The sequence below is a fragment of the Pseudomonas sp. Pme6b genome (assembly GCF_058129925.1).
This window is the reverse complement of record NZ_CM176704.1, coordinates 1,645,328-1,670,461: the sequence shown is the minus strand read 5'-3', so window position 1 is coordinate 1,670,461 and position 25,134 is coordinate 1,645,328. Positions and strand designations below refer to the sequence as shown.

Sequence of the window (25,134 nt, the reverse complement as noted above, 5' to 3'; positions counted from 1 at the left end):
AAAAATGACTGACTGACAAGGGGGCTATCGGTAACTTCGTGCAAAACTTGATAGCGGATGCCTGAGAGAGTCTTTTCCGGTAGCATTCCCAGCGAGTTTGACCCGCCTGGAATCCCCAATGTCTGACCGCCTGACCCTCCTGCGTCCCGACGACTGGCACATTCACCTCCGTGACGGAGCTGTCTTGCCTCATACCGTTGCTGACGTAGCGCGAACTTTTGGCCGCGCAATCATCATGCCCAACCTCGTGCCTCCGGTGCGCAACGCGCAGCAAGCCGATGCCTATCGTCAGCGCATTCTGGCTGCACGCCCGGCCGGTAGCCGCTTCGAGCCGTTGATGGTGCTGTACCTCACCGACCAGACCACGCCTGAAGACATCCGTACCGCGAAAGCCAGTGGCTTCGTGCACGCCGCCAAGCTGTATCCGGCCGGTGCAACCACCAACTCCGATTCCGGTGTCACCAGCATCGACAAGATCTTCCCTGCCCTCGAAGCCATGGCTGAAGTCGGCATGCTCCTGCTGGTACACGGGGAAGTGACGCGCGGCGAGATCGACGTATTCGATCGCGAAAAGGTCTTCATCGATGAGCACCTGCGTCGTGTAGTCGAACGCTTCCCGACGCTAAAAGTGGTGTTTGAACACATCACCACCGGTGAAGCGGTGCAGTTCGTCAATGAAGCATCAGCCAATGTCGCGGCCACCATCACCGCGCATCACCTGCTGTACAACCGTAATCACATGCTGGTTGGCGGCATTCGCCCGCACTTCTATTGCCTGCCCATTCTCAAGCGCAATACGCATCAGGCCTCCCTGCTCGACGCCGCCACCAGTGGCAGCGGCAAGTTCTTCCTGGGTACCGACTCGGCACCGCACGCCCAACACGCCAAGGAAAACGCTTGCGGTTGCGCCGGTTGCTACACCGCCTACGCGGCCATCGAATTGTATGCAGAAGCTTTCGAGCAGCGTAACGCTCTGGACAAACTGGAAGGCTTCGCCAGCCTTCACGGTCCGGCGTTCTATGGCCTGCCCGCCAATCAGGACACCATCACGCTGGTGCGTGACGAGTGGACCGCCCCTGCCAGCCTGCCGTTTGGCGAGTTGACCGTTATCCCGCTGCGCGCTGGTGAAAAACTGCGCTGGCGTCTGGAGGAACACGCGTGAGTGAAGATCATTTTGACGACGAACACGAAGGCCACGGCGGTGGCGGCGGTTCTCGTCACCCGATGGCAGCACGCTTTCGCGGCTACCTGCCCGTGGTCGTCGACGTAGAAACCGGCGGTTTCAACTCAGCCACCGACGCACTGCTGGAAATTGCTGCCGTGACCATCGGCATGGATGAAAGAGGCTTCGTGTTCCCGGAACACACCTATTTCTTCCGCGTAGAGCCGTTCGAAGGTGCCAACATCGAAGCCGCTGCGCTGGAGTTTACCGGTATCAAGCTGGATCACCCGTTGCGCATGGCGGTCAGCGAAGAAACCGCAATGAACGACATCTTCCGCGGCGTGCGCAAGGCTCTCAAGGCCAATGGCTGCAAACGCGCCGTGCTGGTCGGCCACAACGCCAGCTTCGACCTCGGCTTCGTCAATGCCGCTGTCGCGCGAATGGACATGAAGCGCAACCCGTTTCACCCGTTCTCAAGCTTCGACACCGCTACCCTCGCAGGCCTGGCCTACGGTCAGACCGTGCTGGCCAAGGCCTGCCAGGCTGCCGGAATCGACTTCGACGGCCGCGAGGCCCACTCGGCTCGCTACGACACCGAGAAGACTGCAGAGCTGTTCTGCGGCATCGTCAACCGCTGGAAGGAAATGGGCGGCTGGGAAGACTTCGACGACTAAGGTCGGCACGCCAGTGAACGGACCGGCTTCGCGCCGGTTTTTTCATGCCTGTCTGGAACGGGATATCTGGATACGCTGACTCTGAAAACAACCACTCATCGTTGTACCTGAATCGAACCCAAAACAGTTTTGACAAGCATTCTCATTAACATTAAGCTCCTCGGCACCAAGCAATAAACCAGCGACGGTCAATAGCTTATGTATGTTTGTCTTTGCCAAGGTGTCACAGACGGTCAAATCCGGGATGCAATTCTGGAAGGCTGCTGCAGTTATCGTGAAGTCCGTGAAACGCTGGGTGTTGCGAGTAAATGCGGAAAATGCGCCTGCCTTGCGAAGGAAGTGGTGCGTGACACGCTGACAGAACTGCAAACCACTCAGGCATCGCTGGCCTATCCAGCAGAATTTTCAGCCGCCTGAATACCCCTCTTTTAAAGAACCGGGCACCCTGCCCGGTTTTTTTATGCCTGTAATTCAAGCGCTTAGCGTCAAGATGCGGAACTCAAACATTCTTATTCCTATTTAAATTCACTTATTATTCAACAACTTAGGTTTGACAGGCGTTTAAGCGCGGCTCACACTCGGCGCTTATATACACAAGCCACCGGCAGGACCTCGAACATGAAAGGCGACATTACAGTCATCCAGCATCTCAACAAGATCCTCGGAAACGAGCTGGTCGCCATCAATCAGTATTTCCTGCATGCGCGCATGTATGAAGACTGGGGTCTGAAAAAGCTCGGCGGCCATGAGTACAAAGAATCCATCCATGCGATGAAGTATGCCGACAAGCTGATCAAGCGCACGCTGTTCCTTGAAGGGCTGCCAAACCTGCAGGATCTGGGCAAGATCCTGATTGGCGAGCACACCAAGGAAATGCTGGAGTGCGACCTGAAGATCGAGCAAAAAGGTCTGGCCGATCTGAAAGCCGCGATCGCTCACTTTGAGACAGTTGGTGACTTCGGCAGCCGTGAGCTGCTGGAAGACATCCTCGAGCCCAAGGAAGAGCAAATCGACTGGCTCGAGACCCAGCTGGGTCTGATCGTCAAGGTCGGTATCGAGAACTACCTGCAGTCGCAGATGGGCGACTGATTTACCGGTTGCGTTGCAATGAAAAAGCCCGCCTCAATCGAGAGCGGGCTTTTTCTTGTGCGTAAAACCAATGCTTGAGCGCAGGGCACGATAATCTCGACGATCGTGCCCACGCTGCAGCGCAACGCTTTACTCGGCTTTGGCGGCCGATGCTTCCTTGACCAGAGTTTGCAGCGAACCATCAGCCATCATTTCGGTGATGATGTCGCTACCGCCGACCAGTTCGCCAGCCACCCACAATTGCGGGAAAGTCGGCCAGTTGGCGTACTTTGGCAGGTTGGCGCGAATTTCAGGGTTTTGCAGAATGTCGACGTAGGCAAATTTTTCGCCACACGCCATCAATGCCTGGGAAGCCTTGGCCGAAAAGCCGCATTGAGGGGCATTCGGAGCGCCTTTCATGTAAAGCAGAATGGTGTTGTTGGCAATCTGCTCTTTGATCGTTTCGATGATATCCATGGAGCACCTCGGCTGAAATATCCGACTCAGTTGTCGGCACGGTGGCGCATTGTAACGAAATCCCGAGCATGACGCTCTGTCTTGAGCCTTAACAGGCAGCCACCTGTACCGGCACACCGTTCAACGCCGCATTGCCGGAGAGTACGTCGAGTTGCCGTTCGTCGGTCAGGTCATTGGCGCTCACCCCTGGCTGACTCCGGGCAATATCCATTTTCACCCCCGCACGCGAATGCCCCCAGCCATGCGGCAGGCTGACCACTCCGGGCATCATGTCCAGACTGCCCAACACCTGCACCTCGATCGTCCCGACCCGGGAGCTGACCCGAACCTGCTGGCCATCGCTCAAACCACGACAGGCAAGATCGTCAGGGTGCATCAGCAATTGATGCCGGGGCTTGCCTTTTACCAGCCTGTGATAGTTGTGCATCCACGAATTATTGCTGCGCACGTGCCGACGACCAATCAGCAACAATGCTCCGGAATCGGGAGCGGGATCGGCAGCGAAGCGCGTCAGGTCGGCCATGATGACCTCTGGGGCCGCCTGAATCCGCCCATTGGCGGTTTTCAGGCGCTCGGTGAGGTTAGGCTTCAACGCGCCCAGATCAAGCCCATGCAGGTGACTGGCCAGCGTTTCCAGTGACAGTTTGTGCGGCGATGCATCGCCATAGAAGCCTGCGCGCAACCCGCGATCAATCATCTGCGCGGGTGGCAGGGTCGGTTTGAGTTCACGCTGCGCCTGGGCTGCAAATGATCTGGCCAGACCGACAAAGATCTCCCAGTCATGCAGCGCATCTTCGGGCTTGTCGAAAATGGCCTGATTGAAGCGAGTGACGTTGCGCACTGCGAGGGTATTGAAGGTGGTGTCGTAGTGATCGTTTTCCAACGCTGAGGTGGACGGCAGGATCAAGTCGGCGTGGCGGGTAGTTTCGTTGATGTACAGATCAATGCTGAGCATGAACTCCAGACCTTCGAGCGCCTGTTCCAACTGACGGCCATTGGGGGTGGACAGAACCGGGTTACCCGCGACAGTCACCAGCGCGCGAACCTGCCCTTCCCCGTCCACGAGCATTTCCTCGGCGAGCGCTGAAACCGGCAACTCGCCGCCGTACTCAGGCAGGCCGGACACCCGGCTTTGCCATAGATTGAAATGGCCGCCCGAAGTCGAACTGACGAGGTCAACTGCGGGCTCCGTACACAGCGTTCCGCCCACGCGATCCAGGTTGCCGGTCACCAGATTGATCAGTTGCGCCAACCAGTGACACAGCGTGCCGAAGGCCTGGGTCGACACCCCCATTCGGCCATAACAGACCGCCTTGTCGGCTGCAGCAAAATCCCGCGCCAGTTGCCGGATCTGCTCGGCAGCAATGCCGCAGCGTGGGCTCATGGCCTGCGCAGTGAAACCTGCAATGGCGTATCGCACCTGATCCAGGCCATCGATAGGCAAGTGACTCTCGCGAGTCAGGCCTTCTTCAAACAGAGTATTGAGCAGCCCGAACAGCAGCGCTGCATCACCGCCCGGACGCACGAACAGGTGCTGGTCGGCGATGGCCGCCGTCTCACTGCGGCGCGGGTCGATGACCACGAGTTTACCGCCGCGCTGCTGGATGGCTTTCAGACGCTTCTCAACATCCGGCACGGTCATGATGCTGCCGTTGGACGCCAATGGGTTGCCACCCAGGATCAGCATGAAGTCGGTGTGATCGATATCCGGAATCGGCAACAGCATGCCGTGGCCATACATCAGAAAACTGGTGAGGTGATGCGGCAACTGGTCAACCGAGGTCGCCGAGAAGCGATTACGAGTCTTGAGCAGCCCGAGAAAGTAATTGCTGTGGGTCATCAGCCCATAGTTGTGCACACTGGGGTTACCCTGATAAACCGCTACCGTGTTCTGCCCATGGCGCTGTTGAATGGCGTAAAGCCGCTCTGCCACCATATCGAACGCGGCCTGCCAGGCAATCGGCCGCCATTGATCACCACTGCGCAGCATCGGCTGACGCAAGCGGTCGGGGTCGTTCTGGATGTCTTGCAGGGCAACAGCCTTGGGGCAGATGTGGCCACGGCTGAAAGTGTCCAGCGGGTCACCCTTGATCGAGGTGATGCGCGGGGCAGAATCCGGCTCGGTAACGGTCTCGATGGCAAGACCGCAAATGGCCTCGCACAGGTGGCAGGCGCGGTAGTGTTCAGTCCGGGTCATCACAGCCTCAGATCTTGTCGTGGCAATCCGGTTGATTGCCTGACAAGCACTATGGCCGCTACCAATACCCCGCGCCACTGACGTTTGTCATGTGAATCGGGGAGCATCAGGCGCGCCGATGAGTAGACCGTATCAGCCGCCGATAGGCGTGACGACCTTGCGCTGCAGCTGGATTTCAGTGACGGTTTCGACCTGCTCCTGAGCCAGGTGAACACCGGTCAGGTCACCGATCAGGCGCCAATGCTCGTCGAGCCCTGAGCTGATGGTCGCCATGCGATCAATCATGCGCCGCCCCGCATTACGCGTGACTTCGTCCTCGCTGCGCAGCAACTCAAAGGACATCGAGGTCATTGAGGCGGTCAGATGGGTAAGCGTGCGGGCGGTCAGCCCGAGTAACTCCGTTAGTTGACGCTCTTTTGAGTCCATTCCCCACCCCTCGATCAGTAATGTATCGGCAACGATTTATAACCTACGCCCGGCATTAAAGAAACGGTCCTTGTTTCCAGCCCGTGAAGCGGGTCGCATTCAGCGCACCCGCGCAAACCCGGACTGTTGCAGGATTGGTACTAATTGCCAAGCGCTATTTGAGCAGTGTACAAATGCTGCCTTCGGAAAAAGCAGAGATGGCTATTGGCCTCATCAGCTTAGCCAGTTTTTAACTCGTCAACAAAGAATAACAGTGCCCCCTGAAAGGGAGCGCCAGTGACATAGGTGTTTCAGAAAACAGCATGCTATTGGTAAGACGCGACATTTTTTTATACTATCGCGCCTTTCTTATTCGTCGCCTCGTGCGGCTTCCGCCGCAGGTCTCGCCCGTTTTCCCGATAAAAACCGGCTTTGATAACCTGCGGTCTGTTGCAAAAAAGGTAGTTAATCATGAACGCCAGGCACTTTCTCTCGATGATGGATTACACCCCAGATGAACTCCTGGGCTTGATCCGTCGTGGCGTAGAGCTCAAAGACCTGCGAAATCGCGGTGAGCTTTTTGAGCCGCTGAAGAACCGGGTATTGGGGATGATTTTCGAGAAATCCTCGACACGTACCCGTCTTTCTTTTGAAGCAGGGATGATTCAGTTGGGTGGCCAGGCCATCTTTTTGTCCCATCGCGACACCCAATTGGGCCGTGGCGAGCCAATTGCCGACAGCGCAAAAGTGATGTCACGCATGCTCGATGCGGTAATGATCCGTACCTACGCGCACAGTAATCTGACCGAATTCGCCGCCAATTCCCGCGTTCCGGTTATCAATGGTCTGTCGGATGACCTGCACCCATGCCAGTTGCTGGCCGACATGCAAACCTTTCTGGAGCATCGCGGCTCGATCAAAGGCAAGACCGTCGCCTGGATCGGCGATGGCAACAACATGTGCAATAGCTATATAGAAGCGGCCATTCAGTTCGACTTCCAGTTGCGCGTGGCCTGCCCTGCCGGTTACGAGCCGAACCCCGAGTTCCTGGCGCTGGCAGGTGAGCGAGTGACCATTGTTCGCGACCCGAAAGCAGCAGTCGCCGGTGCACACCTGGTCAGCACCGACGTGTGGACCTCCATGGGTCAGGAAGAGGAAACCGCTCGGCGCATGGCGTTGTTCGCACCGTTTCAGGTAACGCGCGCCTTGCTCGACCTGGCCGACAAGGACGTACTGTTCATGCACTGTCTGCCTGCCCACCGTGGCGAAGAAATCAGTGTAGATCTGCTGGATGATTCGCGTTCGGTCGCATGGGATCAGGCAGAGAATCGCCTGCACGCACAGAAAGCGTTGCTGGAGTTTCTCGTCGCGCCGTCTCACCAGCGCGCATGAGCCATTTGCTGCTGAACCTGCGCAATCTGGCGTGCGGCTATCAGAATCAGCGCGTGGTGCAGGAGTTGAATCTGCACCTTAACGCGGGCGATATCGGCTGCCTGCTGGGATCATCGGGCTGCGGCAAGACCACCACACTGCGTGCGATTGCCGGTTTCGAGCCGATACATGCAGGGGAGATAACCCTGGCGGGCGAAGTCATTTCCCGTCCGGGCTGGACTCTGGCACCGGAGAAGCGTCGCATCGGCATGGTGTTTCAGGATTACGCGCTGTTCCCGCACCTGAGCGTCGCCGAGAACATCGCATTCGGCATTCGCAACCACCCGCGGCTGGATCAGGTAGTCGCCGAGTTGCTTGAACTGGTCAACCTCGGCGCCCTGGGCAAACGCTACCCTCACGAGTTGTCCGGTGGGCAGCAGCAACGAGTGGCCCTGGCCAGGGCGCTGGCACCGGAGCCACAACTGTTGTTGCTCGATGAACCCTTCTCCAACCTGGATGGCGAGTTGCGTAGACGTCTGAGCCATGAGGTGCGCGATATTCTCAAGGCGCGTGGCACCAGTGCCATTCTGGTGACCCATGATCAGGAAGAGGCTTTTGCGGTCAGCGATCATGTCGGCGTATTCAAGGAGGGTCGCCTGGAGCAGTGGGATACGCCTTACAACCTGTATCACGAACCTCGCACACCCTTTGTTGCCAGCTTCATTGGACAGGGGTATTTCATTCGCGGGCAGATGATAGACCCCGAATCGGTGCGCACCGAACTGGGTGTTCTGCGTGGCAACCGGGCATATCCGGGCGTCAGCGGCAGCGCCGTGGATGTCTTGCTGCGACCTGACGATATCGTCTACGCGCCGCAAAGCGACCTGAAAGCGCGGGTAATCGGTCGAACATTTCAGGGCGCATCGACGCTGTATCGCCTGCAGCTGTCTACCGGCAGCCAACTTGAAGCCATTTTCCCCAGTCATGCCGATCACAGCCAGGGCGAGGAAGTCGGTATTCGGGTGGCAGCTGACCATCTGGTGCTGTTTGCAGCGCCAGGCAGCGTCGCGGCGCATACGGTCAATCACTGAGCCCCAGCTTATTCCCTGCCAATCGGTGCGAACCGAGCCTGCGTATGCTCGGCCAGCACGGCTGCCGAAAGCTCAACCTCCAGCCCCCTCCTCCCGGCGCTGACGTAAATACTCTCAAAACCCTGCGCTGTGCCGTCAATGAACGTACGCAGGCGCTTCTTCTGGCCCAGTGGGCTGATGCCACCCAACAGGTAGCCCGTTGAGCGCTGCGCCGCCGCGGGGTCAGCCATTTCGGTTTTTTTCGCCCCGGCGGCCTGTGCCAGAGCCTTCAGATCAAGCGTTCCGACGACCGGCACTACGGCGACCAGTAACTCGCCCTTTTCGGTACTGGCCAACAATGTCTTGAAAACCCGCGCGGGCTCCAGCCCCAGCTTTTCCGCTGCTTCCAGCCCATATGACGCTGCTTTGGGATCGTGTTCGTAACTGTGGATACGATGTTCGGCGCGAAGTTTTTTCAGTAAATCCAGTGCAGGGGTCATGCAACGCTCCTTAGGCTTCCGACTGCCTGCCACTTTAAGCCAAGTAAAGTGAACATGCCTTGATTCACGCCACCTGCAACACTGATGGCTTTTTGGTAACAGCCATAAAATCCCGGTATAAAGCGGCTGTGCGGGCTCGTATCCACTCCATGACCGTTCGGTTCCGACCTTTGACAGCGTTGTTTCTTGTCTATATTTTTTCGTTTACGAATATTATCGAAAGCGGTTTTTCGGTATAACTCGCACCAGCGATCAGAAATGGGGTTTTTCTGATACGCACGAATAACGAGCACCCACGCCTGTCTCAGGGTGCCGAGACAAAAACAAAAATGAGGTATCCATGACCATCGCACTAAAACAACCGACACTCACCGGGCAATGTGTAGCTGAATTTCTTGGCACAGCCCTGATGATTTTTTTCGGCACAGGATGCGTTGCTGCGCTCAAGGTCGCGGGAGCCACTTTCGGCTTGTGGGAAATCTGCATCATCTGGGGCATGGCCGTCAGCATGGGGATCTACCTCAGCGCCGGTATTTCAGGTGCCCACCTCAACCCGGCCGTCAGCATCGCGCTGAGTCTGTTTGCCGGTTTCGAAAAACGCAAATTGCCTTTTTATATCTCGGCGCAAATCGCAGGCGCGTTCTGCGGAGCTGGCTTGGTATACCTGTTGTACATCAGTCTTTTTTTCGACTTCGAACATGCGCACCACATCATTCGCGGCAGCGAACAGAGCCTTGAACTGGCGTCGGTGTTCTCGACCTATCCAAACCCTGCCATTTCCGTGGGGCAGGCATTTCTGGTCGAAGTGGTCATCACCACTATTCTGATGGGCGTCATCATGGCTCTGGGTGATGACAGCAACGGTTTGCCGCGCGGCCCGCTGGCACCCTTGCTGATAGGCCTGCTGGTGGCCGTGATCGGCAGCTCGATGGGCCCGCTGACCGGTTTTGCCATGAACCCGGCGCGCGACTTCGGTCCAAAGCTGATGACGTTCTTCGCTGGCTGGGGTGAAATAGCCTTCACCGGTGGTCGTGACATTCCTTATTTCCTGGTTCCGATTTTTGCGTCCATCCTGGGTGCCTGCCTTGGTGCTGCTGGCTATCGCGCGCTGATTGCGCGTCATCTGCCGAGCGCCGATCCTGTTGAAAACGAAAAAAATGCTCCAGTGGTTCGCGGCAAAGTTCAGGCTTCATCTTGAATTTCACTCAATTTGAATCTCACCCAACTGAATCCCACCCAACAATGCAAGGCAATCGACATGACTGACACACAGAACAAGAACTACATCATTGCTCTTGACCAGGGCACCACCAGCTCGCGCGCCATTATTTTCGACCGCGATGCCAACGTGGTGAGCACTGCCCAAAGCGAATTCGTACAGCACTATCCGCAGGCAGGCTGGGTAGAGCATGACCCGATGGAAATCTTCGCCACTCAGACTGCGTGCATGACCAAGGCGCTGGCGCAGGCTGATCTGCACCATAACCAGATCGCCGCCATCGGTATCACCAACCAGCGTGAAACCACGGTCATCTGGGAGCGCGACACCGGCCGCCCGATCTACAACGCAATCGTCTGGCAGTGCCGCCGCAGCACCGAGATCTGCCAGCAGCTCAAGCGCGACGGTCTTGAGGAGTACATCAAGGACACCACAGGTCTGGTGATTGACCCGTACTTCTCCGGCTCCAAGGTCAAGTGGATTCTGGACAACGTCGAAGGCAGCCGCGAGCGCGCCCGCAAAGGCGAGCTGATGTTCGGCACCATCGATACCTGGCTGATCTGGAAATTCACCGGCGGCAAGGTTCACGTCACCGACTACACCAACGCCTCGCGGACCATGCTGTTCAACATCCATACGCTGGAATGGGATCAGCGCATGCTCGATGTGCTGGATATCCCGCGTGAGATCCTGCCAGAAGTCAAAGGCTCCTCCGAGGTCTACGGCCACAGTAAGAGCGGCATCCCGATTGCCGGTATCGCAGGCGACCAACAGGCGGCGCTGTTCGGCCAAATGTGTGTCGAACCCGGCCAGGCCAAGAACACCTACGGCACCGGCTGCTTCCTGCTGATGAACACCGGCAAGAAAGCGGTGAAATCGGCGCATGGCATGCTGACTACCATTGGCTGCGGGCCTCGCGGTGAAGTGGCTTACGCACTGGAAGGTGCCGTGTTCAACGGTGGCTCGACCGTGCAGTGGCTGCGCGACGAACTCAAACTCATCAACGACGCGCTGGACACCGAATACTTTGCCAGCAAGGTAAAGGACAGCAACGGCGTGTATCTGGTGCCCGCGTTCACCGGTCTGGGTGCGCCCTACTGGGACCCGTATGCACGAGGCGCACTGTTCGGCCTGACCCGTGGCGTGAAGGTTGATCACATCATCCGTGCAGCGCTGGAATCCATCGCTTATCAGACCCGCGACGTACTTGATGCGATGCAGCAGGACTCCGGCGAACGCCTCAAGTCACTGCGTGTAGATGGCGGTGCGGTAGCCAACAACTTCCTGATGCAGTTCCAGGCGGACATTCTCGGCACCCACGTCGAACGCCCGCAAATGCGTGAAACAACAGCCTTGGGCGCCGCGTTCCTGGCCGGTCTGGCGATCGGGTTCTGGAGCAGCCTGGACGAGTTGCGCAACAAGGCGGTGATCGAGCGCGTGTTCGAACCTTCCTGCGAAGAGGCCCACCGCGAGAAACTCTACGCGGGCTGGCAAAAAGCTGTCGCGCGCACCCGTGACTGGGAACCGCACGAAAACGAAGAGTGATACCCGCTGTTGTGCGGAGGGGACAGGATTCCGGCTGACAGGTCACACTTGCCTGCGGCATGATGGGCGCCATTTGCAGAGGGCGCTCAAGGAAAAACAATGAACCTGCCTCCCCGCCAACAACAGATCCTCGAACTGGTCCGTGACCGTGGTTACGTCAGCATTGAGGAAATGGCGACGCTGTTCGTCGTGACCCCACAAACCATCCGCCGTGATATCAATCAACTGGCGGAAATGAATCTGCTGCGTCGCTACCACGGCGGCGCGGCCTATGACTCCAGCATCGAAAACACCGCCTACGCCATGCGTGCGGATCAGATGCGCGACGAAAAACAACGGATCGCCGAGGCCATCGCCTCGCAGATCCCGGACAACGCCTCGTTGTTCATCAATATCGGCACCACCACCGAATCCATCGCACGCGCCCTGCTCAACCACAACAACCTGAAAATCATCACCAATAACCTGCATGTGGCATCGATCCTCAGTACCAAGGATGATTTCGAGGTCCTGATAGCTGGCGGCAATGTGCGTCGTGACGGCGGCGTCGTGGGCCAGGGAAGTATCGACTTCATTACCCAGTTCAAGGTGGACTTCGCGCTGGTCGGCATCAGCGGTATTGATGAAGACGGCAGCCTGCTGGATTTCGATTATCAGGAAGTACGGGTTTCCCAGGCGATCATCGCCAACGCACGCAAAGTGCTGCTGGCGGCTGACTCCAGCAAGTTCGGGCGTAATGCGATGGTCCGCTTGGGGCCAATCACCCTCATCGACTGCCTGGTAACCGACCAGCCCCCTGTGCCCGCGCTGCAGCAGTTGCTGAATCAGCACAAAATTCGTCTGGAAGTAGTGTGATTGTCAGGAACGAGTGGTTTCCGCGATTACACATGCCGTTCTGGACACTCTGCGCCCTATCCTGAATATGAGGCACGGCGCAGATGTGTAACGCAGAGCGCCGAATATCGTGCGACGCTCCGCGTCGCATGCCTTTCTGGACGCTCTGCGTCCTCGTGCGGCCAGAGCGTCGCGATCTGCATTCCCGCTGGAGCCTGAGACACGAGAGGTGTCTAGGCTGGCACGTGCAGAACGAAAAGCATCAGAAAATACGATCATCCCGCGCATAACATCCCGCCCTACAATGTTCATTTTTGTTCTTTTCCTGACTCCACCATCAGTATTTTCAATCGATACGTGCTGGCAAGGGCAATTTTATTGAGCTATTATTTTCGAAAGTGAACATTAATGTTCAGATTCGCCTTTCGAGCTTTGCTCACGAATTGTCCAGGAGGCCACCAATGCCCCACACTACCGTGCCAACCCAACCCCTCTCCGAGGTTTACGACATCGCCGTTATTGGCGGTGGCATCAATGGTGTCGGTATTGCGGCGGATGCCTCCGGTCGCGGCCTGTCGGTTTTTCTTTGCGAGAAGGACGACCTGGCCAGCCACACGTCCTCGGCCAGCAGCAAGCTGATTCATGGCGGCCTGCGCTATCTTGAGCACTACGAATTCCGTCTGGTCCGCGAGGCGCTCGCAGAGCGCGAAGTGCTGCTTGCCAAAGCGCCGCACATCGTCAAACCCATGCGTTTTGTCTTGCCTCACCGCCCGCACCTGCGTCCAGCGTGGATGATTCGTGCCGGCATGTTCCTGTATGACAACCTCGGCAAGCGCGAAAAGCTGCCCGCTTCGAAAACCATTCGTTTTGGTGCGGACAGCCCGCTCAACTCGAGCATCACCCGTGGCTTCGAATACTCCGATTGCTGGGTCGACGACGCTCGTCTGGTGGTGCTCAACGCCATGGCCGCGCGTGAAAACGGCGCGCACATTCATACTCAGACTCGCTGTGTCAGCGCCCGCCGTATCAAGGGCATGTGGCACCTGCATCTTGAGCGCAGCGACGGCAGCCTGTTCTCGATCCACGCCAAGGCATTGGTCAATGCGGCAGGCCCGTGGGTGGCCAAGTTCATCCGTGAAGACCTCAAGCTCGATTCGGCTTACGGCATCCGCCTGATTCAAGGCAGCCACCTGATCGTGCCGAAACTGTACGAGGGTGAGCACGCGTTCATTCTGCAGAACGAAGACAAGCGCATCGTGTTCACGATTCCGTACCTGGAGCACTTCACCATCGTCGGCACCACCGACCGTGAGTATCAGGGCGATCCGAACAAGGTGGACATCACCGAAGGCGAGATGGATTACGTGCTGAAAGTGGCCAACGACCACTTCAAGAAACAGTTGAGTCGCGCAGACGTGCTCCACACATTCTCTGGCGTGCGCCCGCTGTGCAACGACGAGTCCGATAATCCGTCTGCCATTACCCGTGATTACACGCTTTCGTTGTCAGGCGGCGCGGACGAGGCGCCAATTCTGTCGGTGTTCGGCGGCAAGCTGACCACCTACCGCAAACTGGCCGAATCGGCGATGACGCAATTGGCACCGTTCTTCAAGCAGATGAAACCGAGCTGGACGGCCAAGGCAGCACTGCCAGGCGGCGAAGACATGACCACGCCAGAAGCCCTGGCAGCAGAAATGACTCGCCGCTTCAGTTGGCTGCCCGCGCCTATCGCCAAACGCTGGGCGATTACCTACGGCAGCCGCAGCTGGCGTTTGCTGGAAGGCGCGCAGGGTCTGGAAGACCTCGGCCAGCATCTGGGTGCAGGTCTGTACACCCGAGAGGTCGATTACCTGTGCGACCAGGAATGGGCTACCAGCATCGAAGACATCCTGTGGCGCCGTACCAAGCTTGGCTTGTTCACCACGCCTGAAGAACAGGCCGCTGTGCGCAGCTATCTGGAAACCGTTGTGCGCAACAAGGCCGCTATCGAGGCTGCCTGATAGCTCGCATACCACCTGTTCGCCCATCGCGCGGCGAACAGGTTTGTTCCTCTGCACCGCCCTCCCCTGAATACCCGGTTGCATTCGGTTTTCCGAACATTTCGCTCTGCCTGATTCGGCTTCCCGGACGCTTCGATTCCGGGCGTCGCGTTCAATCACGAATAAAATCTTTTAAATTCATAGCCTTGATTGATTCAAGCTGCTTGGCACGATTCATGCTATACACTCTGAACCGAGCGTTTCGACAGGGCGTGTGTCTGGATCAGGACGCCGTTGAAGCATTCGCCAAGAAGCGGGCTGCCTCCCATTGCGGCCCCATCAATAAAAATGAAATCAAGGATTCATCAATGCGCATCGTTCCCCACCTGTTGGGCGTAACAATCACTGCCGCTCTGATCAGCACCCCGGTTTTCGCCGCCGAACTTACCGGCACCCTGAAGAAAATCAAGGAATCCGGCACCATCACGCTGGGCCACCGTGACGCGTCCATTCCGTTTTCCTACATCGCAGACGCTTCTGGCGTACCGATGGGCTACTCGCATGACATCCAGCTGAAAATCGTCGAAGCCATCAAGAAAGACCTCGACATGCCTGACCTCAAGGTCAAGTACAACCTGGTAACGTCTCAGACCCGTATTCCGCTGGTTCAGAACGGCACCGTCGACGTTGAATGTGGTTCGACCACCAACAATGTCGAGCGTCAGCAGCAGGTCGACTTCTCCATCGGCATCTTCGAAGTCGGCACGCGCCTGCTGTCGAAAAAAGACTCCAGCTACAAGGACTTCGATGACCTGAAAGGCAAGAACGTAGTGACCACCGCGGGCACAACGTCCGAGCGCATCCTCAAGGCGATGAACGCCGACAAGCAGATGGGCATGAACGTGATCTCGGCCAAGGACCACGGCGAATCCTTCCAGATGCTTGAGTCTGGCCGTGCGGTCGCATTCATGATGGACGACGCGCTGCTGGCCGGCGAGATGGCCAAGGCCAAGAAGCCGGATGACTGGGCAGTGACCGGTACTGCGCAATCCTACGAAATCTACGGCTGCATGGTCCGCAAGGGCGATGCCCCGTTCAAGAAGGCAGTGGATGACGCCATTATTGCCACCTACAAGTCTGGCGATATCAACGCCATCTACAGCAAGTGGTTCATGTCCCCCGTCCCGCCTAAAGGGCTGAATCTGAATTTCCCGATGAGCGACAAGCTCAAGGAACTGATTCAGAACCCGACCGACAAGGCCGCAGAAGACAAGAAAGCCTGAGCAACCGGTTCAGCCAGCCTGAACTGATCGCATCCCGAGCAGGCAAAACCTGTTCGGGACCGGCTCCTCACTCTCGAAGTCCGACAGTGCGTACATCTCGATATAAATAGAAAAATAGGGGGAGACCCTGATGAATTACAACTGGGACTGGGGCGTGTTCTTCAAGTCCACCGGCGTCGGCAGCGAGACCTATCTGGACTGGTTCATATCCGGCCTGGGCTGGACCATCGCCATTGCTGTCGTTGCCTGGATCATTGCCCTGATACTGGGTTCGGTACTGGGCGTCATGCGCACCGTACCAAGCCGTCTGGTATCGGGTATTGCCACGGTATACGTGGAAATTTTCCGTAATGTGCCACTGCTGGTACAGCTGTTCATCTGGTACTTTCTGGTGCCCGACCTGCTGCCGGAAAACCTGCAGGAGTGGTACAAGCAGGACCTCAACCCGACTACCTCCGCGTTCCTGAGCGTGGTGGTCTGCCTGGGTCTGTTTACCGCTGCACGGGTCTGCGAACAGGTGCGTACCGGCATTGAAGCACTGCCAAAGGGCCAGGAATCGGCCGCGCGTGCAATGGGCTTCAAGCTGCCGCAGATCTACTGGAACGTGCTGTTGCCACAGGCTTACCGGCTCATCATTCCGCCGCTCACTTCCGAATTCCTGAACGTGTTCAAGAACTCGTCGGTAGCATCGCTGATCGGCCTCATGGAGCTGCTCGCGCAGACCAAACAGACCGCCGAGTTTTCCGCCAACCTGTTTGAAGCCTTTACGCTCGCCACCCTCATCTACTTCACGCTGAACATGAGCCTGATGCTGCTGATGCGCATGATCGAGAAGAAAGTCGCTGTACCCGGACTCATCTCGCTGGGGGGCAAATAATGGACTTCACTGGAATCGTTCCGGCCATTCCCGGCCTGTGGAACGGCATGGTCATGACCCTCAAGCTGATGGCAATGGGTGTTGTCGGCGGCCTGGTGCTTGGCACTTTGCTGGCGTTGATGCGCCTGTCATCAAACAAGCTGCTGGCCAATGTGGCTGGCGCTTACGTGAACTACTTCCGTTCGATCCCGCTGCTGCTGGTGATCACCTGGTTCTACCTCGCAGTGCCATTCGTGTTGCGCTGGATTACCGGTGAAGACACGCCCATCGGGGCCTTCGCTTCCTGTGTCGTGGCCTTCATGATGTTCGAAGCCGCGTACTTTTGCGAAATCGTCCGTGCCGGCGTGCAGTCGATTTCCAAAGGACAGATGGGCGCAGCCCAGGCGCTGGGCATGAATTACTCGCAGATGATGCGACTGATCATCCTGCCCCAGGCGTTTCGCAAGATGACGCCGCTGTTGCTGCAACAGAGCATCATTCTGTTCCAGGACACCTCTCTGGTGTACACCGTGGGCCTTGTGGACTTTCTCAATGCATCGCGCTCCAGTGGCGACATTATCGGGCGCGCCAACGAGTTCCTGATCATTGCCGGTCTGGTGTATTTCACGATCAGCTTTGCCGCCTCGCTGCTGGTGAAGCGTCTGCAAAAAAGGTTTGCCGTATGATTTCCATCAAAAACGTCAACAAATGGTATGGCGACTTTCAGGTGCTGACCGATTGCAGCACCGAGGTCAGCAAAGGTGAAGTGGTTGTGGTGTGCGGGCCCTCCGGTTCCGGCAAGTCGACCCTGATCAAATGCGTGAATGCGCTGGAACCGTTTCAAAAAGGCGACATTGTCGTCGACGGCACATCGATTTCCGACTCGAAGACCAATCTGCCAAAACTGCGCTCGCGGGTCGGCATGGTGTTTCAGCACTTCGAACTGTTCCCGCACCTGAGCATTGTCGAAAACCTGACCATCGCGCAGATCAAGGTACTGGGTCGCAGCAAGGCCGAAGCGACCGAAAAAGGCCTGAAACTGCTGGACCGCGTCGGCCTGTCCGAGCATGCGCACAAGCATCCCGGGCAGCTTTCCGGTGGTCAGCAACAGCGTGTTGCCATCGCTCGCGCCCTGGCGATGGACCCGGTGGTCATGCTGTTTGACGAACCGACGTCTGCGCTGGACCCCGAAATGGTCAACGAAGTGCTCGACGTGATGGTGCAACTGGCGCACGAAGGCATGACCATGATGTGCGTGACCCACGAAATGGGCTTCGCTCGCAAGGTCGCCAATCGGGTGATTTTCATGGACAAGGGACAGATTGTCGAAGACTGCGAAAAAGAAGAGTTTTTCGGTGACGTCAGCGCACGTTCGGAACGCGCTCAGCAATTTCTCGCCAAGATTCTCCAGCACTAGGTAATGCCGGCTGCCCGCGCATTCGCGGGCAGCTGTTCGGCTCAGGACGACTGTGATAAAATGCGACCCCACTCTGTATCGCGCCGCGCCGCCATCACTCGCCGTGAAACCTCGTCTGATACGCCAACTGTTTTTACCGCCACTGATCCTCATGCTGATGATCGGACTGGGCTATATCGCCTACCTGATCAGCGAACACAGCGGTATCAAGAGCCTGCGCGAGACCGGTGAGCGCCAGCTGGAGCTGCATGCCCGCACGGTCGAGAGTGAAATCAGCAAATACACCTATTTACCCAGCGTGCTGGAGCTTGAATCCAGCGTGTCGCAGTTGCTCAACGAACCGAGTCCCGAGCTTCAGCAGCAGGTCAACCGCTATCTGGAAGGGATGAATCGACGCAGCCGCAGCCGTGCCATTTATGTGATGGACACCACCGGTCGGGTGCTGGCCACCAGCAACTGGCGTGATTCCGACAGTTATCAGGGTGAAGACCTGTCCTTCCGCGCCTACTTTCAGGACGCCGTGCGCGGCCTGCCCGGCCGTTTTTACGGGATTGGCACCACCACGGGCGAATCGGGTTACTACCTGGCCCACGGGTTGGAAGACAAAGGCCGGATCATCGGCGTCGCCGTGATCAAAGTACGCCTTGAAGCACTGGAAGAACGCTGGCAGCGTGCGCGCCTGGAGGCGTTTGTCAGCGACGAGAACGGCATCATCATCCTCTCGAGCGACCCGGCTCGGCGCCTGAAGTCAGTACGACCGCTCACCCCGCAGGTCAAGGAACGCCTGGCCCGTAGCCTGCAATATTACTGGTGGCCGCTTAACGAACTGGTGCCACTGGAGCGGGAAACCCTCTCCGAAGGCGTCGAAAAGCTTGTTTTCCCGGCCAACGTCAGTGTCGATCGGGAACACAAGCAGGTCAGTTATCTGGCCCAGAGCCGTCCGCTGAGCGATACCGCCTGGCACCTGACGCTGCTTACTCCACTGGAAGACCTACGCCGTGAAGCGGCCAATCAGGGCATGCTGGTAGCTGTGGCCTGCGCGCTAGTGACCTTTCTGCTGATTGCCTGGAACGAGCGGCGCAAGGTGATCTCGACCCGACTGGCGGCCAGAGAGGCGCTGCAGGCTGCGAACAATGAGCTGGAACGCAAGATCGCCGAGCGTACCGAACACCTGCGAGCCAGCAACGAACGCCTCAAGGCGCAGATTCGCGAACGAAGACAGGCTGAAGACACCCTGCGCAGAGCCCAGGACGAGTTGGTGCAAGCTGGCAAGCTGGCGGCCATCGGCCAGATGTCGACCAGCATCGCTCATGAATTGAACCAGCCTCTGGCGGCATTGCGCACCTTGTCCGGCAATACCGTGCGTTTTCTTGAGCGAGGCGCGCTGGACACCGCCAGTGCCAACCTGCGCACCATCAATGATCTGGTCGACCGCATGGGCCGCATTACCGCCAGCCTGCGCGCATTCGCCCGACGCGGCGACGATCAGGGCCAGGCGCAACTGAGCAAGGCCGTCGAGGCGGCGGCGCAGTTGCTGGGCGTACGCCTGGAGCAGTCTGGCCTGACGTTACACCGAGACTTCGTCGACGCCACCCTGAGCATCGACCAGACCCGCCTGGAACAGATCCTGGTCAATCTGATCGGCAATGCGCTGGACGCCATGTTCAACCAGCCAGCGCCCGAGTTGTGGCTCACCGGGTCAATTGAAGACGGGCGTTATCGCTTGCGGGTACGTGATAACGGGCACGGCATCGATACCAAAACCCGCAAGCACCTGTTCGAACCTTTCTTCACCACCAAACCCGGCGAACAAGGCCTGGGACTGGGCCTGACCCTGTCGGCGAGCCTCGCCGCCGCAGCCGGGGGCAGCCTGAGCGCAGAGCACCCAGGTGACGGCGGCACAACATTTTTCCTGAGCCTGCCATTTGTCCCCGATGCCCCGACCGACAATCGCCCGAGCGGCCCCGGCCCAGGTGGACTGACATGAGACGACACCCATGAGCATCAACAGCGACCTGACCGTGCTGATCGTCGAAGACGACCCGCATGTGTTGCTCGGCTGCCAGCAGGCGCTGGCGCTGGAAGACATTGCCAGCGAAGGCGTATCAAGCGCCGAAGACGCCCTCAAGCGCATCGGTGACAATTTTGCCGGTATCGTCATCAGCGACATTCGTTTGCCGGGTATCGACGGGCTGGAATTATTGAGCCGCCTCAAGGCGCGTGACAGCAGCCTGCCGGTGGTGCTGATCACCGGCCACGGCGACATCACCATGGCCGTCAACGCAATGCGCGATGGTGCTTACGATTTCATGGAGAAACCCTTTTCTCCCGAGCGTCTGGTCGACGTCACCCGGCGCGCGCTGGAGCAGCGCGGGCTGGCCCGTGAAGTCTGGGCGTTGCGCAAGCAACTTGCCGAACGCGATTCGCTGGAAGGCCGGATCATCGGCCGCTCCCCCGCCATGCAAAACCTGCGCGCATTGATTACCAACGTCGCCGATACGTCGGCCAATGTGCTGATCGAAGGCGAGACCGGCACCGGCAAGGAGCTAGTCGCGCGCTGCCTGCACGACTTCAGCCGACGCAAGGACAGTCAGTTCGTGGCACTCAATTGCGGCGGGCTGGCAGAAAGCCTGTTCGAGTCGGAAATTTTCGGTCACGAAGCCAATGCATTTACCGGCGCGGGCAAGCGGCGCATCGGCAAGATCGAACACGCCCACAATGGCACGCTGTTTCTCGATGAAGTGGAAAGCATGCCGGTCAACCTGCAGATCAAACTGTTGCGCGTCCTCCAGGAACGAACTCTGGAGCGGCTTGGTTCGAACCAAAGTGTTGCAGTGGATTGCCGGGTCATTGCGGCGACCAAATCCGACCTCAATGCACTGAGCAAGACCAGTCAGTTCCGCAGCGACCTGTATTACCGTCTGAACGTCGTCACGCTGGAGCTGCCGCCATTGCGTGAGCGCCGCGAAGACATTCTGCAACTGTTCGAACACTTCCTGCAGTTGTCGTCATTGCGCTTCGACCGTGAGCCGCCGACGCTGGACAGACAGACCAGTTCAAGCCTGATGAGCCACGACTGGCCGGGTAACGTGAGGGAGCTGCGCAACGTAGCCGAGCGGTTTGCCTTGGGTCTGCCGGCGTTCAAACAGGCAGGCACGGTCAGTGAAAATCAAAGCCTGGGGTTTGCCGAAGCGGTTGAGGCCTTCGAACGATCCCTGCTCAGCGAGGCCCTGCAACGCAGCGGCGGCAACCTCAGCCAGGCCAGTCAGGAACTGGGCATGGCCAAGACCACCTTGTTCGACAAGGTCAAGAAATACGGGCTTTGAGCACTGTGTCCAATCTTGAGTGTGCGGTATCGCGCATATCTGTGACGCAGAGCGTCACCCACTGCATTCCCACGCTGGAGCGTGCGGAACGATAGGCGTCCGCACGACACCGACCCTGCACAGGCAGTACCTTACTTCGACTCGCTGAGCATCTGCCGGATCGCGCTGACGAACACTTCAACCGGCTGCCCGCCCGATACCGCGTACTGGTCGTTGAAGACCATGGTCGGCACGGAGGTGATACCGCGGGATGTCCAGAGTTGCTCGGCTTCGCGGACCTCTGCGGTGTACTCGCCGCTGTCGAGGATGGCCTGAGCACGCAAACGGTCCAGGCCGACCTTCTGCGCTACGTCTGCCAGGGTCTGATGGCTGGACGGATCTTTCAGGTCACTGAAATAGGCTTCGAACAGCGCCTGCTTCAATGCGTACTGCTTGCCTTGTTGTTCGGCCCAGTGTAACAGGCGATGAGCATCGAACGTGTTGTAGATACGTCGCTCGCCCTTGGCAAAGGTGAAGCCCAGCTCGGCACCGCGCTCACGAATCGTCTCGTGAATGCTTTCGATCTGTTCTGGCGTAGAGCCATATTTTTCGGCGATGTGCTCTTTGATGTCCTGCCCTTCGGCAGGCATGTTCGGGTTCAACTCGAAAGGCTGGAAGTGGATGTGCGCTTGCACTTCATCCCCCAGCGCCTCCAGCGCCTGATCCAGCGCGCGCAGGCCGATGACACACCAGGGGCAGGAAACATCGGAGATGAAATCGATCTTCAGTGCAGTCGTCATGTCGGCCCTTTTCAGTCAGCAGATTCAATAAGCAAGGGCCATACGATACACCTCTGTCAGTGCCTGACAACCGGGCAGGCTTTACAGTTGGGCAAGGCTGCGACCGTCTTCATGCTGGGCTTTCAGGTACGGCAGCACAGCCCCGAGCAACGGTGCCTTGAAGGCTTCCTGAAAACGGTGAGCCAGCCCCGGAATCAGGCGCAACTGGCTGCCCTGAATGTGCGCGGCCACATGCACACCATGCATGACCGGCAACAATGGATCAGCCGTGCCATGCACGACCAGCACCGGCAGGCGCAGACGGTTCAGCAACTCCACCCGGCTCGGCTCGGCCAGAATCGCCATGATCTGACGCTTGACGCCCTCGGGATTGAAGGCCCGGTCGTAGGACACCGCAGCCTGATGCAGCAATTGCTGGCGATCATCCTTGACCTGCGGGCTGCCCAGCGCTGCAAGCAGATCGGCCTGCTGCTCGATGGCCATTTCCCGGTTGGGTGCGCCGCGCCGCGCCAGCAGTTGCATCAACGCCGCACTGGGCATAGGCAAGCCCTGCGCACCGGAGCTGGTCATGATCAGCGTCAGGCTTTCGACCCGCGACGGGGCCAGATCGGCCAGGTGCTGGGCAATCATGCCGCCCATGCTCGCGCCAAGAACGTGAAACTGGCGAATCTGCAAGGCGTCCATCAGGCCCAAGGCATCATCGGCCATATCGGTCAGCGAATACGGCGCAGAGACCGGCAGGCCCAGCTTGTAGCGCAGCACTTCAAAGGTCAGGTTGGCCTCGGCTGGCTGTTGCACCCAGGTAGACAGACCGACGTCGCGATTGTCGTAGCGAATCACCCGGTAGCCCTGCTGACACAGCGCAACCACAACCTCGTCCGGCCAATGAATCAACTGCCCGCCAAGGCCCATTACCAACAGCAAGGCAGGGTCGGACTCACTGCCGATGCTTTGATAGGCAATTCGTACCTCTTTAAGGTCAGCATGCTGTACAGGAACATCGACATCACAACGATCGGCCGCAAAAGACGGCAAGCCGCACAGAAGCGCGGCCAGAAAAATTAAAACCCGCATGAAAAACACCAAAAAACAGATCCCCAGTAGGCCGCGAGTCTGATGATGTTTCCCCAAGCGCGCTGCCACACTTGCGTGACAGTTTGATGAATGGCGCTGAGCGGTCGTTAATCGGGTGTTGCGTTACGCGGCGAACTGATCCGCCACCATCAGGTTTTTTCCAAAACGGGCGCGCGCTTCGAGGAGTGACTCCTGGTGCCAGCCCGAATGCGTGTCGCACTCGCCCAAGGACAGGACCTTGTAAACCGGCAGACGATCAAACACCGGAGCCAGCAGCTCCGGTTCGGTCACGCTGTCCAGATGCAACCCTGCAACCGGCAACAAGGCCGCGATACCCAGGTTGGGCCGCAGGTCACCGTGATAAAGACCAATGAGCTTCTTCAACGGCGAATACTGAAGAATGTGATAGGCACGTTCGAAGGCGTTGCTCCATGCCAGCGGCAGGTCGAGCGCCAGGATCGGTTCGTCGATCTGAATCCACTCGACACCGCGCGCCGCCAGACGCCCGAAGATCTCGCCATACACCGGCAGCAGATGCTCCAGCAGGTCGAGCCGATCTACCTGGTCACCCTGAACGTCACTTAGCCAGAGCAGTGTCAGAGGACCGATCAATGCGGGCTTGCGGCCTTGCTCGCACGCTTCAGCGACGCTCGCCAGCAGCGGTGCCCAATCAGGCTGAAAACGCTGGTCGCGTTTCAGGTGTGGCACCTGCTGCGGGTAACGCGCCATCAACCAGCTGCGCAGTTCGGCGTCAGTTGTCGCAACACCCTGATCCTGTTTCCAGAAAGCCTGCAGAGCGTGCTGCAATTCACGGTCTGCGCCAATGTGAAAATAGTCAGGGTGTTGAGTCAGGGCCACGATGCGTCCTCCATAAAAGATGGGTCTATTGTCGACAGCTGACACAACATGAGACAAACTCATTTTTTTCGTGTTGATCACAAATACTGCTCATGGAGCACTGACGGTGCTTGAAATACGCCACCTCAAAACCCTGCACGCCCTGCGCGAGGCCGACAGCCTTGTGGAGGCCGCCGAACGCCTGCATCTGACGCAGTCGGCGCTGTCCCATCAGTTCAAGGAACTGGAAGAGCGCATGGGCATGCCGCTGTTTGTGCGCAAGACCAAACCGGTACGGTTTACCAGCGCCGGTCTGCGCCTGCTGCAATTGGCCGATTCCATGCTGCCGCAACTGCGCAGTGCCGAGCGTGACATCGCCCGTCTGGCAGGCGGCACCGCGGGAAGGCTGCACATGGCAATCGAATGCCACAGCTGTTTTCAATGGCTGATGCCGACCATCGACCAGTTCCGCGATGCCTGGCCCGAGGTCGAACTGGACCTGTCTTCCGGCTTCTCGTTTGCACCATTGCCCGCGCTGGCGCGTGGTGACCTGGACTTGGTGGTGACGTCCGACCCGCTGGAATTGCCCGGCATCACCTACGTGCCGCTGTTCACCTATGAAGCGATGCTGGCGGTGGCCAATCAACACGCGCTGGCGGGCCGGCCGTACATTGTTCCAGAAGACCTGCTCAGCGAAACGCTGATCACCTACCCGGTGGAGCGCGACCGACTGGACATCTTTACCCGTTTTCTGGAGCCCGCCGATATCGAGCCTGCACAGGTACGAACCTCGGAATTGACGGTGATGATGATGCAACTGGTCGCCAGCGGACGCGGGGTCTGTGGGATGCCGCACTGGGCGCTGCATGAATACAGCTCACGCGGTTATGTGAAGGCCAAGCGCCTGGGTGAGAAAGGGCTGTTCGCAACGCTGTATGCCGGTATTCGCGCCGACATGCTCGACGCACCGTACATGCGCGATTTCCTGCTGACCGCCAAGGACACCTCGTTTTCGACGCTGGACGGGGTTAGCGTGGTTCGCTGACAGTATAGTCCTGCGC

At 58.3% G+C, this 25,134-nt stretch carries 24 protein-coding genes; 17 read left to right on the top strand and 7 right to left on the bottom strand.

Annotated elements, in window-relative coordinates:
• Positions 1–118 precede the first annotated feature (118 nt).
• The 4 genes from pyrC to bfr all read left to right on the top strand — a co-directional run bounded on the left by pyrC (position 119) and on the right by bfr (position 2,925).
• Complete coding sequence (gene pyrC, locus AC4ANE_RS07585; protein ID WP_002554848.1) at positions 119–1,162, top strand: dihydroorotase; 1,044 nt, start codon at positions 119–121, stop codon at positions 1,160–1,162.
• A complete protein-coding gene (rnt, locus tag AC4ANE_RS07580; protein WP_002554849.1) occupies positions 1,159–1,836 on the top strand; it encodes a ribonuclease T in 678 nt (225 codons plus the stop codon). Before pyrC ends, rnt begins: the two co-directional genes overlap by 4 nt.
• A gap of 198 nt (positions 1,837–2,034) precedes the next feature.
• Positions 2,035–2,253: a bacterioferritin-associated ferredoxin gene (locus AC4ANE_RS07575; RefSeq protein ID WP_002554850.1), complete on the top strand. Its 219-nt coding sequence runs from the start codon at positions 2,035–2,037 to the stop codon at positions 2,251–2,253.
• Between the two features lie 201 nt (positions 2,254–2,454).
• A complete protein-coding gene (gene bfr / locus AC4ANE_RS07570; RefSeq protein ID WP_002554851.1) occupies positions 2,455–2,925 on the top strand; it encodes a bacterioferritin in 471 nt (156 codons plus the stop codon).
• A 129-nt stretch (positions 2,926–3,054) separates the two neighbouring features.
• Here the strand turns inward: bfr and grxD are convergent, their stop codons facing one another.
• From grxD to AC4ANE_RS07555, 3 genes are all read right to left on the bottom strand, one after another.
• Positions 3,055–3,381 (bottom strand): Grx4 family monothiol glutaredoxin, encoded by a 327-nt coding sequence (gene grxD / locus AC4ANE_RS07565; RefSeq protein ID WP_002554852.1) that lies wholly within the window; start codon positions 3,379–3,381, stop codon positions 3,055–3,057.
• An 88-nt stretch (positions 3,382–3,469) separates the two neighbouring features.
• Positions 3,470–5,578, bottom strand: coding sequence for a molybdopterin oxidoreductase family protein (locus tag AC4ANE_RS07560; protein ID WP_002554853.1), 2,109 nt, complete (start codon positions 5,576–5,578; stop codon positions 3,470–3,472).
• A 132-nt stretch (positions 5,579–5,710) separates the two neighbouring features.
• Positions 5,711–6,004, bottom strand: coding sequence for a hypothetical protein (locus tag AC4ANE_RS07555; protein ID WP_002554854.1), 294 nt, complete (start codon positions 6,002–6,004; stop codon positions 5,711–5,713).
• Positions 6,005–6,454: 450 nt separating this feature from the next.
• Here AC4ANE_RS07555 and argF point away from each other — a divergent pair, with 450 nt between their 5' ends.
• Positions 6,455–7,375: an ornithine carbamoyltransferase gene (gene argF / locus AC4ANE_RS07550; protein WP_002554855.1), complete on the top strand. Its 921-nt coding sequence runs from the start codon at positions 6,455–6,457 to the stop codon at positions 7,373–7,375.
• Positions 7,372–8,445, top strand: coding sequence for an ABC transporter ATP-binding protein (locus tag AC4ANE_RS07545; RefSeq protein ID WP_002554856.1), 1,074 nt, complete (start codon positions 7,372–7,374; stop codon positions 8,443–8,445). The genes argF and AC4ANE_RS07545 overlap by 4 nt, the downstream gene beginning before the upstream one ends.
• A gap of 8 nt (positions 8,446–8,453) precedes the next feature.
• Here AC4ANE_RS07545 and ybaK read toward each other — a convergent pair whose 3' ends face one another.
• Positions 8,454–8,924 (bottom strand): Cys-tRNA(Pro) deacylase, encoded by a 471-nt coding sequence (gene ybaK, locus AC4ANE_RS07540; protein WP_002554857.1) that lies wholly within the window; start codon positions 8,922–8,924, stop codon positions 8,454–8,456.
• 340 nt (positions 8,925–9,264) lie between these two features.
• On the opposite strand from ybaK, the gene AC4ANE_RS07535 reads away from it, so the two are divergent.
• From AC4ANE_RS07535 to aauR, 10 genes are all read left to right on the top strand, one after another.
• Positions 9,265–10,122 carry an MIP/aquaporin family protein gene (locus AC4ANE_RS07535; protein WP_002554858.1) on the top strand — a complete coding sequence of 286 codons (858 nt, stop codon included), beginning with the start codon at positions 9,265–9,267 and terminating at the stop codon, positions 10,120–10,122.
• 60 nt (positions 10,123–10,182) lie between these two features.
• On the top strand, positions 10,183–11,688 hold the full coding sequence (gene glpK / locus AC4ANE_RS07530) for a glycerol kinase GlpK (RefSeq protein ID WP_002554859.1): 1,506 nt from the start codon (positions 10,183–10,185) through the stop codon (positions 11,686–11,688).
• Between the two features lie 99 nt (positions 11,689–11,787).
• Complete coding sequence (locus AC4ANE_RS07525) at positions 11,788–12,543, top strand: DeoR/GlpR family transcriptional regulator (protein ID WP_031596991.1); 756 nt, start codon at positions 11,788–11,790, stop codon at positions 12,541–12,543.
• A 440-nt stretch (positions 12,544–12,983) separates the two neighbouring features.
• Entirely contained in the window at positions 12,984–14,522 is a 1,539-nt protein-coding gene (gene glpD / locus AC4ANE_RS07520; RefSeq protein WP_002554862.1) for a glycerol-3-phosphate dehydrogenase, read from the top strand.
• Positions 14,523–14,869: 347 nt separating this feature from the next.
• Positions 14,870–15,784 carry a glutamate/aspartate ABC transporter substrate-binding protein gene (locus AC4ANE_RS07515; RefSeq protein WP_002554863.1) on the top strand — a complete coding sequence of 305 codons (915 nt, stop codon included), beginning with the start codon at positions 14,870–14,872 and terminating at the stop codon, positions 15,782–15,784.
• A gap of 130 nt (positions 15,785–15,914) precedes the next feature.
• A complete protein-coding gene (locus AC4ANE_RS07510) occupies positions 15,915–16,661 on the top strand; it encodes an amino acid ABC transporter permease (protein WP_002554864.1) in 747 nt (248 codons plus the stop codon).
• A complete protein-coding gene (locus AC4ANE_RS07505; protein WP_170947361.1) occupies positions 16,658–17,326 on the top strand; it encodes an amino acid ABC transporter permease in 669 nt (222 codons plus the stop codon). The genes AC4ANE_RS07510 and AC4ANE_RS07505 overlap by 4 nt, the downstream gene beginning before the upstream one ends.
• Positions 17,323–18,057 (top strand): amino acid ABC transporter ATP-binding protein, encoded by a 735-nt coding sequence (locus tag AC4ANE_RS07500; RefSeq protein ID WP_002554866.1) that lies wholly within the window; start codon positions 17,323–17,325, stop codon positions 18,055–18,057. Before AC4ANE_RS07505 ends, AC4ANE_RS07500 begins: the two co-directional genes overlap by 4 nt.
• A gap of 55 nt (positions 18,058–18,112) precedes the next feature.
• Positions 18,113–20,044, top strand: coding sequence for a two-component sensor histidine kinase AauS (gene aauS / locus AC4ANE_RS07495; protein WP_002554867.1), 1,932 nt, complete (start codon positions 18,113–18,115; stop codon positions 20,042–20,044).
• Between the two features lie 10 nt (positions 20,045–20,054).
• A complete protein-coding gene (aauR, locus tag AC4ANE_RS07490; protein ID WP_002554868.1) occupies positions 20,055–21,383 on the top strand; it encodes a two-component response regulator AauR in 1,329 nt (442 codons plus the stop codon).
• A 131-nt stretch (positions 21,384–21,514) separates the two neighbouring features.
• Here aauR and AC4ANE_RS07485 read toward each other — a convergent pair whose 3' ends face one another.
• From AC4ANE_RS07485 to AC4ANE_RS07475, 3 genes are all read right to left on the bottom strand, one after another.
• On the bottom strand, positions 21,515–22,162 hold the full coding sequence (locus tag AC4ANE_RS07485) for a DsbA family oxidoreductase (RefSeq protein WP_002554869.1): 648 nt from the start codon (positions 22,160–22,162) through the stop codon (positions 21,515–21,517).
• 81 nt (positions 22,163–22,243) lie between these two features.
• The gene (locus AC4ANE_RS07480) at positions 22,244–23,236 is read right to left on the bottom strand and encodes an alpha/beta fold hydrolase (protein ID WP_080164866.1); all 993 of its coding nucleotides are present in this window, start codon (positions 23,234–23,236) and stop codon (positions 22,244–22,246) included.
• A gap of 123 nt (positions 23,237–23,359) precedes the next feature.
• On the bottom strand, positions 23,360–24,094 hold the full coding sequence (locus AC4ANE_RS07475; protein ID WP_005732226.1) for a 5-methyltetrahydropteroyltriglutamate--homocysteine methyltransferase: 735 nt from the start codon (positions 24,092–24,094) through the stop codon (positions 23,360–23,362).
• Between the two features lie 106 nt (positions 24,095–24,200).
• Between AC4ANE_RS07475 and metR the strand changes: the two genes are divergently transcribed.
• On the top strand, positions 24,201–25,118 hold the full coding sequence (gene metR, locus AC4ANE_RS07470; protein WP_002554872.1) for a transcriptional regulator MetR: 918 nt from the start codon (positions 24,201–24,203) through the stop codon (positions 25,116–25,118).
• Positions 25,119–25,134 lie beyond the last annotated feature (16 nt).

Bases quoted from the DNA above. Each gene is read 5' to 3' on its own strand.
- pyrC (WP_002554848.1), top strand. From the start codon at position 119: ATGTCTGACCGCCTGACCCTCCTGCGTCCCGACGACTGGCACATTCAC.
- AC4ANE_RS07575 (WP_002554850.1), top strand. From the start codon at position 2,035: ATGTATGTTTGTCTTTGCCAAGGTGTCACAGACGGTCAAATCCGGGAT.
- bfr (WP_002554851.1), top strand. From the start codon at position 2,455: ATGAAAGGCGACATTACAGTCATCCAGCATCTCAACAAGATCCTCGGA.
- grxD (WP_002554852.1), bottom strand. From the start codon at position 3,381: ATGGATATCATCGAAACGATCAAAGAGCAGATTGCCAACAACACCATT.
- AC4ANE_RS07560 (WP_002554853.1), bottom strand. From the start codon at position 5,578: ATGACCCGGACTGAACACTACCGCGCCTGCCACCTGTGCGAGGCCATT.
- AC4ANE_RS07555 (WP_002554854.1), bottom strand. From the start codon at position 6,004: ATGGACTCAAAAGAGCGTCAACTAACGGAGTTACTCGGGCTGACCGCC.
- argF (WP_002554855.1), top strand. From the start codon at position 6,455: ATGAACGCCAGGCACTTTCTCTCGATGATGGATTACACCCCAGATGAA.
- AC4ANE_RS07545 (WP_002554856.1), top strand. From the start codon at position 7,372: ATGAGCCATTTGCTGCTGAACCTGCGCAATCTGGCGTGCGGCTATCAG.
- ybaK (WP_002554857.1), bottom strand. From the start codon at position 8,924: ATGACCCCTGCACTGGATTTACTGAAAAAACTTCGCGCCGAACATCGT.
- AC4ANE_RS07535 (WP_002554858.1), top strand. From the start codon at position 9,265: ATGACCATCGCACTAAAACAACCGACACTCACCGGGCAATGTGTAGCT.
- glpK (WP_002554859.1), top strand. From the start codon at position 10,183: ATGACTGACACACAGAACAAGAACTACATCATTGCTCTTGACCAGGGC.
- AC4ANE_RS07525 (WP_031596991.1), top strand. From the start codon at position 11,788: ATGAACCTGCCTCCCCGCCAACAACAGATCCTCGAACTGGTCCGTGAC.
- glpD (WP_002554862.1), top strand. From the start codon at position 12,984: ATGCCCCACACTACCGTGCCAACCCAACCCCTCTCCGAGGTTTACGAC.
- AC4ANE_RS07515 (WP_002554863.1), top strand. From the start codon at position 14,870: ATGCGCATCGTTCCCCACCTGTTGGGCGTAACAATCACTGCCGCTCTG.
- AC4ANE_RS07510 (WP_002554864.1), top strand. From the start codon at position 15,915: ATGAATTACAACTGGGACTGGGGCGTGTTCTTCAAGTCCACCGGCGTC.
- AC4ANE_RS07500 (WP_002554866.1), top strand. From the start codon at position 17,323: ATGATTTCCATCAAAAACGTCAACAAATGGTATGGCGACTTTCAGGTG.
- aauR (WP_002554868.1), top strand. From the start codon at position 20,055: ATGAGCATCAACAGCGACCTGACCGTGCTGATCGTCGAAGACGACCCG.
- AC4ANE_RS07485 (WP_002554869.1), bottom strand. From the start codon at position 22,162: ATGACGACTGCACTGAAGATCGATTTCATCTCCGATGTTTCCTGCCCC.
- AC4ANE_RS07480 (WP_080164866.1), bottom strand. From the start codon at position 23,236: ATGCGGGTTTTAATTTTTCTGGCCGCGCTTCTGTGCGGCTTGCCGTCT.